The sequence below is a fragment of the Rhizobium sp. SVR5-9E genome (genome assembly GCF_056755095.1).
The window spans coordinates 1-7557 of record NZ_JBNDHS010000161.1 but is presented as its reverse complement, the minus strand read 5'-3'; the positions used below and the strand labels follow the sequence as shown (position 1 = coordinate 7557).

The 7557-nt window shown below is 65.8% G+C and carries 8 protein-coding genes; 4 read left to right on the top strand and 4 right to left on the bottom strand.

Annotated elements, in window-relative coordinates; genetic code table 11:
- The 3 genes from uvrB to ACPYOJ_RS33290 form a co-directional block, all read right to left on the bottom strand.
- The coding region (uvrB, locus tag ACPYOJ_RS33300; protein WP_481420060.1) for an excinuclease ABC subunit UvrB at nucleotides 1-2892 on the bottom strand (2892 nt) is incomplete at its 3' end.
- Between the two features lie 120 nt (nucleotides 2893-3012).
- Nucleotides 3013-3645: a Vgb family protein gene (locus ACPYOJ_RS33295; RefSeq protein ID WP_481420059.1), complete on the bottom strand. Its 633-nt coding sequence runs from the start codon at nucleotides 3643-3645 to the stop codon at nucleotides 3013-3015.
- 10 nt (nucleotides 3646-3655) lie between these two features.
- Entirely contained in the window at nucleotides 3656-4876 is a 1221-nt protein-coding gene (locus tag ACPYOJ_RS33290) for a helix-turn-helix domain-containing protein (RefSeq protein ID WP_481420058.1), read from the bottom strand.
- Between the two features lie 119 nt (nucleotides 4877-4995).
- Here ACPYOJ_RS33290 and ACPYOJ_RS33285 point away from each other — a divergent pair, with 119 nt between their 5' ends.
- Nucleotides 4996-5766, top strand: a complete 771-nt coding sequence (locus tag ACPYOJ_RS33285; protein WP_481420057.1) for a DUF899 domain-containing protein — start codon at nucleotides 4996-4998, stop codon at nucleotides 5764-5766.
- Nucleotides 5766-6041 carry a hypothetical protein gene (locus ACPYOJ_RS33280; RefSeq protein ID WP_481420056.1) on the top strand — a complete coding sequence of 92 codons (276 nt, stop codon included), beginning with the start codon at nucleotides 5766-5768 and terminating at the stop codon, nucleotides 6039-6041. The genes ACPYOJ_RS33285 and ACPYOJ_RS33280 overlap by 1 nt, the downstream gene beginning before the upstream one ends.
- A 77-nt stretch (nucleotides 6042-6118) precedes the next feature.
- Here the strand turns inward: ACPYOJ_RS33280 and ACPYOJ_RS33275 are convergent, their stop codons facing one another.
- On the bottom strand, nucleotides 6119-6634 hold the full coding sequence (locus ACPYOJ_RS33275) for a DUF6428 family protein (protein WP_481420055.1): 516 nt from the start codon (nucleotides 6632-6634) through the stop codon (nucleotides 6119-6121).
- A gap of 42 nt (nucleotides 6635-6676) precedes the next feature.
- Here ACPYOJ_RS33275 and ACPYOJ_RS33270 point away from each other — a divergent pair, with 42 nt between their 5' ends.
- The gene (locus ACPYOJ_RS33270) at nucleotides 6677-7030 is read left to right on the top strand and encodes an ArsR/SmtB family transcription factor (protein WP_481420054.1); all 354 of its coding nucleotides are present in this window, start codon (nucleotides 6677-6679) and stop codon (nucleotides 7028-7030) included.
- Between the two features lie 30 nt (nucleotides 7031-7060).
- Nucleotides 7061-7557: aquaporin (locus tag ACPYOJ_RS33265; protein WP_481420053.1), on the top strand; the 497-nt coding region annotated here is incomplete at its 3' end.

Sequence of the window (7557 nt, the reverse complement as noted above, 5' to 3'; positions counted from 1 at the left end):
CCCCCCCCCCCCCCCCCCCCCCCCCCACCAGCCCCCCCCCCCCCCAGATGCAGCGTAGTCTCGTGGGCTCGGAGATGTGTATAAGAGACAGGGGGGGAGGGACCCTGTCGCGTCTGCCTGTCCGCTGCGGCTTGAGCCGCGGCCTCTGGGTTCGGCGATGTCGCGGCCCATGTCGTCGAGAGAGGGTTTGGCGAAGTAGGAGGTTCCACGCTCGCCCTCGTGGTTCGAGACGGCCCTTTGGGCCTCCTCACCATGAGGGCTGGTGTTGGCGCGAGTGGCTTTCCCCTCCCCAACCCTCCCCACAGGGGGGAGGGAGTCTGCTGCGGCGCCCTTTGCGCCCTCATGCTGAGGCGCGGAGGCCGTAGACCGGAGCCTCGAAGCATCCTTGCGGCCAGTTTCCATCGACTTGGCTTCCTCGCGCGCCATCGGGTCGTCCATGACGGCGAGTTCGGCGGCCTTGAGGCGCTTGATCTCGTCGCGCAGGCGGGCGGCTTTTTCGAAGTCGAGGTCGGCGGCGGCGTCGCGCATCTGTTTTTCGAGCGCGTTGAGATGGGCCTGCAGGTTACCGCCGACGAGGTTGCCGCCGTCGGCGAAGCCCTTGCCTGATGCGCCGGAGATGTCGGCGCGGACGTGGTCGCGCTCGTAGACGGAATCGAGGATGTCGGAGATCTTCGCCTTCACCGATTCCGGCGTGATGCCGTGTTCCTCGTTGTAGGCCATCTGCTTTTCGCGGCGCCGCGCGGTTTCCTCCATGGCGCGCGACATCGAGCCGGTGACGGTGTCGGCATAGAGGATCACCTTGCCGTCGACGTTTCGCGCCGCGCGGCCGATCGTCTGAATGAGGGACGTTTCGGAGCGCAAAAAACCTTCCTTGTCGGCGTCGAGGATGGCGACGAAGCCGCATTCGGGAATGTCGAGGCCCTCGCGCAGAAGGTTGATGCCGACGAGGCAGTCGAAGGCGCCGAGGCGCAGATCGCGGATGATCTCGATGCGCTCCAGCGTGTCGATGTCGGAGTGCATGTAGCGGACGCGGATGCCCTGCTCATGCAGGTATTCGGTGAGGTCCTCGGCCATGCGCTTGGTGAGCACGGTGCACAGCGTGCGGTAGCCCTTGGCGGAGGTCTCGCGGATCTCGCCGAGCACGTCGTCGACCTGGGAGCGGGCGGAGCGGACCTCGACGGGCGGGTCGATGAGGCCGGTCGGGCGGATCACCTGTTCGGCGAAGACGCCGCCCGACTGCTCCATTTCCCAGCCGCCGGGGGTGGCGGAGACGGCGACGGTATCCGGGCGCATCGCATCCCATTCCTCGAAGCGCAGCGGCCGGTTGTCCATGCACGACGGCAGGCGGAAGCCGTATTCGGCGAGCGTCGCCTTGCGGCGGAAGTCGCCGCGATACATGCCGCCGATCTGCGGGATGGTGACGTGGCTCTCGTCGATGAAGACGATGGCGTTGTCGGGGATGTATTCGAAGAGGGTGGGCGGCGGATCGCCGGGATCGCGGCCGGTGAGATAGCGCGAATAGTTCTCGATGCCGGCGCAGGAGCCGGTCGCCTCCAACATCTCGATGTCGTAGCGGGTGCGCTGCTCCAGGCGCTGGGCCTCCAGCAGGCGGCCGGCTTTTTCCAGCTCGGCGAGGCGGAGCTTCAGCTCCTCCTTGATCGCCTTGATGGCGCCGTTCAGCGTCGGGCGGGGGGTGACGTAGTGCGAATTGGCGTAGATTTTTACCGATTTCAGGTCGCCGGTCTTCTGGCCGGTCAGCGGGTCGAACTCGGTGATGGCGTCGATCTCGTCGCCGAACATCGAGATGCGCCAGGCGGCGTCTTCCAAGTGAGCCGGGAAGATCTCGATGGTGTCGCCCCGCACGCGGAAGGAGCCGCGCTGGAAATCCATGTCGCGGCGCTTGTACTGCTGGGCGACGAGGTCGGCGAGGAGCTGGCGCTGGTCGAGGCGGTCGCCGACCTCCATCTGGAAGGTCATGGCGGTATAGGTCTCGACCGAGCCGATACCGTAGATGCAGGAGACCGAGGCGACGATGATGCAGTCGTCGCGTTCGAGCAGCGAGCGGGTCGCCGAGTGGCGCATGCGGTCGATCTGCTCGTTGATCGAGGATTCCTTCTCGATATAGGTGTCGGAGCGCGGGACGTAGGCCTCCGGCTGGTAGTAGTCGTAGTAGGAGACGAAATACTCGACGGCGTTATCAGGGAAGAAGTTCTTGAACTCGGAATAGAGCTGGGCGGCGAGCGTCTTGTTGGGCGCGAGGATGACGGCGGGGCGCTGCGTCGCCTCGATCACCTTGGCCATGGTGAAGGTCTTGCCGGAGCCGGTGACGCCGAGCAGCACCTGCGAGCGGTCGCCGTTCTCCAGGCCCTCAACGAGGTCCTTGATGGCGGTCGGCTGGTCGCCGGCGGGCTGGTAGTCGGAGGCCATGCGGATCACGATGCCGCCTTCGGATTTCTCCGGCCGGGCGGGGCGGTGCGGCGTCCAGATCTTGCCGTTCTTGTGCAGCGGATTGCCGCTCTCGATCAACGCCGCCAGCGCCTCGACGGTGGCGGTGACGGCGGTGCCCGCCTTGAGCTCGGCGGCCTCTTCCAGCGTCGTGTTCATGCCGGCCACCGGATTGAGGCCGGCGGCGGCGCGGGTCTTCGGGTCGGTCGAGCCGCCCATGGAGGTGCCGCGCGCCGATTTCGAGGCGGCGATTTCCACCTTCTTGCGGTGCTTGCCCGCCTTGGAGGCGATCTCGCGCTGGGATTCGACGGACGAGGCTTCCGCCTCGGCCTCGAGCTGCTTCACCCAGTCGGCGACGCTGCCGCTCAGGGGAGCGCCTTCGAAGGACGACTGCGGGGCTTCCTCGAAGCCATTCGGGGCGGGAGATTTCTTCGGAGATTTGGCCATGCGCGGAATATGGCGAGAGTCAGCGCGAAAGAAAAGGGGCAAAGAGTACAAAAGGGAAACGAATGAATCGTTCGGTTTTCGCCAACAGTGTGGCGCTCCAGGGTCGCGGGCGAGGGCGCCTCATCTAGGCCGGCGGATGGCGCGGATCTTGCCGCTGTTGCCGCCGCCCGCGAAGAAGCGGTCGCCGCCATCGGATTCGAGGCCGGAGACGGCGGTGCCTTCGGGCATGTCCAGGCTCTGCAGCACCTCGCCGGTGACGGGGTCGATGCGGCGCACGTCACTGTCGTCGCCTTCCCAGGTGCCGTGCCAGAGTTCGCCGTCGACCCAGGTGACGCCGGTGACCATGCGGTTGGATTCGATGGTGCGCAGGATGTCGCCGGTTGCCGGATCGATCTGGTGGATCTTCCGGTCGCGATGCTGGCCGACCCAGAGCGTGCCTTCCGACCAGGCGAGCCCGGAATCGCCGCCGTGTCCGGGGGCCGGAATACTGGACAGCACCGCGCCGGACGCCGGGTCGATCTTCAGGATGCGGTCCCCGGCGATCTGGAAGAGGTGGCGGCCGTCGAAGGCCGTTCCGGCATGAGAGGCGACGTCGATGGAACGAAGCTGCCGGCCGTCGTCCGGATCGAAGGCGTGCAGCTTCTCGCCCGAGGCGAACCAGACCTGCCGGCCGTCGAAGGTGACGCCGGCGACGCTCGGGGCGTCCTCGAAGGGACCATATTCGCGAATGATTTCAGCTACAGATTTTTTCATGGCGTCCATCCTAATCGCTCGGCAGCGGGCCGGGGAGTAACAAAGTTGTCGGGAATGCCACGGCGGGCGGCATCATCCAGCGGCGCGCCCTGCCGTTGCCGAAGGATAACACCTTTCCCGCGCTTGTGAGCGCATCGAGCGCCCGCTGCACGGTGCGCGGGCTGGTTCCGAGGGCGATCGCCAGCGCCGAACTCGACCAGGCTTCGCCGTCCGCCAGCAAGGCGAGCAGGAAGGCATTCTCTTCTTCGACCGGTGGGGCGAGCACAGCGATGTCGCGTTTTCCACGCGGCATCAGCACAAAGCCGCGCTTCGTCGCCCTGATCTCGGCAAGCATTTCCAGAGCCGCGCGAAGCCGCCCGATCTCGACCCGCAGCCGCGCCCGGTGCGATTCATCGGCATGCCTTGCGCGAAAGGCGCGTGACAACAGTAGGGCGCGCGGCGCATCGCCGGGGGCGGCTTCCGCCAGTGTCCGTGCCAGCTCGAAAAGCACCGGCCGTCCGGCGAGCGGTACCACATGGCTGCCGCTGCGCACGACATTGCGGCATGCATCGATCACCAGCGCGTCCGAGGCGAACAGGCGCTCGACCTCCGCAAGCCGGATCACCCGCTCCTCGCCGCGGGCGACAAGGCGTGCGGCGGGCGCATCGAGCACCTGCGCGGCCTGCTCCACCTCGACGCTCAGCGCGGGGATGCCGGCGCTCCGCGCCGCATCAGTCGCCCTTGCCAAAGCTTCCCGTGCGGTCCTTGTCCGCAGCCTCCTGATCTCGATGCCGGCGACCGCCAACTCGTGGCCCGCGCGCAGGGCAGGCGGGAGGGGGGCCGGATCGAGATCGGCAAGGCGGCGTTCGGCTTCGTCGAGATGGCCGATCAACAGCAGGCGGCGCACCTGCAGATTGCCGGCATGCGCGGCGTTGAGGCGGTCGCCGTGGCTTTCCAGCGTCCGGCGTGCGGCATCCAGGGCCTTTTGCGGCCAGGTGAGGTCGCGCGAGACGAGGGCGATTTCGGCTTCGGCAACAATGCAGCGGGCGCGGGCGATGGCTTCGCGCGGTCCGAAGCCGCGCGCGGCAGCTTTCAGCAGGGCCTTGGCGCGGACGAGATCGCCGAGTTGCGCCATCGCGATGCCCCTGAGCGCAAGCGCCGGCGGATCGTCACGCAGGGAGACGCGCTTCAGCGCGCCGAGCGCATCGCCCGAGGCAAGCGCCTGCGCTGCCGCCGTGATCAGCGAGTCCATGCAAATCCCGTCACACTTGTAACTCCCGGCCTTCGTGCTTCCAGCGGTAGTTTATTCCCGACCAGCAGGCAACAGGGCGCGCCGCCAAGCCGGCGACCAGCAACCAAAGGAGACTGAAGATGATGGAACATACAACCGGATCACGGGCGGAGTGGCTTGCAGCAAGGCTTGAACTGCTGGAGCAGGAGAAGGAACTGACGCGGCGCAGCGACGAAGTGGCCGAGCGGCGCCAGCAGCTGCCCTGGGTGAAGATCGACCAGGACTATCGCCTGGAGACAGAGGCGGGAATCGTGCCGCTTTCCGCGCTCTTCAAGGGCCGCTCGCAGCTGCTCGTCTATCATTTCATGTTCGGCCCGGATTATACGGCCGGCTGCCCATCCTGCTCGGCGATCGCCGACGGCTTCAACGGTGTGGTAGTCCATCTGGAAAACCATGATGTCGCGTTCAGCGCCGTATCCCGGGCGCCGCTGGCGAAACTGCAGGAATTCAAGCGGCGCATGGGCTGGACCTTCGACTGGGCCTCGTCGGTCGGTAGCGATTTCAATCATGATTTCAATGTCTGGTTCACGGCGGAGGAGCAGCGCGACGGCATCGAATACAACTACCGCCGCGAGCCGCCGATGCCGGGACCGCTGGCCGCCAGGGGTGGCGAAGGGCCCGCGGCCCAGGTCGCCTCGGCAACGGGAACCGATGTCGCGACCTTTATACGCGAAAGGCCGGGGCTTAGCGCCTTCGTGATGAAGGACGGCGCGATCTATCACGCCTATTCGTCCTATGCGCGCGGACTGGACGGCGTCTGGGGGATGTACCAGTGGCTCGACCGCGCGCCGCTCGGCCGCAACGAGACGGGCATCTGGTGGCGTCACCATGACAAATACGGGGTGAGCTGATGTCGCGGCTACCGCATTCCAACCCCAGCGCCGGCGGCAACGCCGCCGGCCTTTCCTCGGGCGTCGCCCGCTGGCTGTCATTGGCCGCAGCGCCGACCTTCGCGGCCATGGCCTTTCTAACGGCAGGCGGTGCACCGCCCGACATGATCTGCGCCATGCATGGCGCCTCGATATTCGGCGGCATGGTGCCGATGTACCTGCTGATGAGCCTGTTTCATGCCGGTCCCTGGCTGAGACTGGTGGCGGGCGGAGCGGAAAGTGTCCGCCGGCCATGAGCCGGCGGGCGGTCGACTCTTGGAGCGGGAAATTTGCGCCGCTCCCGACCGCTATCGGCCCATGACGGTCATCGGGACTAGGCGGCGCAGCATTTCGCTCCGGTCGCCGGTCCGCAACAGTCGGCAACCTGGACCTGTTCCGCCAACCACCGGTCACGCGGCTTGCAGCTTGCGGCACGCGGCGCAAGTTCGACATGCACCACGCCGTCACAGACAACGGGGGTCGAAGCGCAATAAAGCTGCATTGGCTGCACGCCGTCGCTCACTTCGAAGGTCAGTTTCGCTGAGCCGCCCAGCTGCACATGCTCAGAGACCTTGCGGATGATGGCGGCGAATCTGCCCGCCGGCATATGGGTGCGGTCGCCTTCGTCGATATCCCAAAGCTGTACGAAAATTTCCACCCAAGCCTCCGGGTTGGCTCCGCAGTCGAGTGCCTGGAACTGACCGGCTTTCACTTCGGTGACGTGATAGCCGGGCTTCACGGGGCGGCCGCCATAGTGGAACACTAGAGGCAAATCGCGGGAGGCGGCGAGCCCATCGAGCAGCAGGCCGAGGCTGATATCCTGAGAAAAGGTCTTGTTCACTGCATTCATCTGCGATATTCCTCGTTTCAACATTTCAAGGATTGTTGAAATATGGATGAACGTCAAGCCCTCGCTTCATTTGGCGCGCTTTCCCAGGAAAGCCGCCTGCAGATCGTCCGTATGCTCGTGGTTGCCGGTCCTGATGGCATGGCGGCAGGCACGATTGCGGAAAAGCTCGAAGTCTCGCCGTCGAATGTTTCCTTCCACCTGAAGGAGCTGGATCGCGCCGGCCTTATCAGCCAGCAGCGCGAAGCCCGCTCGATCATCTACACCGCGAATTACGATGCCCTCGGCGGCCTCGTGCGCTTTCTGATGGAAGACTGCTGCGCCGGCCATCCGGAAATCTGCGCGCCGGCGGCCGAGGTTGCGGCCTGCTGCACGCCGGCCGAAGGCAAGGTTCAATGATCACGCTGACGCGGTTGGAGGCTTGAAACTATGACGTCGTTTCCGCTTTCGCGTCGCCTTGTTTCGGAAGGGCTCGGCACGGGCATTGTGGTCGCGACCGTCGTCGGTTCGGGCATCATGGCGGATCGTCTGACCGATGATACGGCGCTAGCTCTGCTCGCCAACACGCTGGCGACGGGGGCAATGCTCGTCGTGCTGATTACCGTTCTCGGGCCGATATCGGGCGCGCATTTCAATCCGGTCGTCTCGCTGGTCTTTGCGCTGCGTCGCGAATTGCCAGCCGCGTCCATGCCGGCCTATATCGCCGCGCAGACTTTTGGCGGCATTGCAGGCACGATGCTCGCGCATGGCATGTTCGCGCTACCCTTGCTGCAGGCGTCGGAAACGATACGGTCAGGCGGCGCGCAATGGCTCGCAGAGGTGATGGCAACCTTCGGCCTGGTCTTCGTTATCCTTTCGGGCATCCGGTTTCGCGCCGATGCCGTGGCATGGCTGGTCGGCCTCTATATCACCGCCGCTTACTGGTT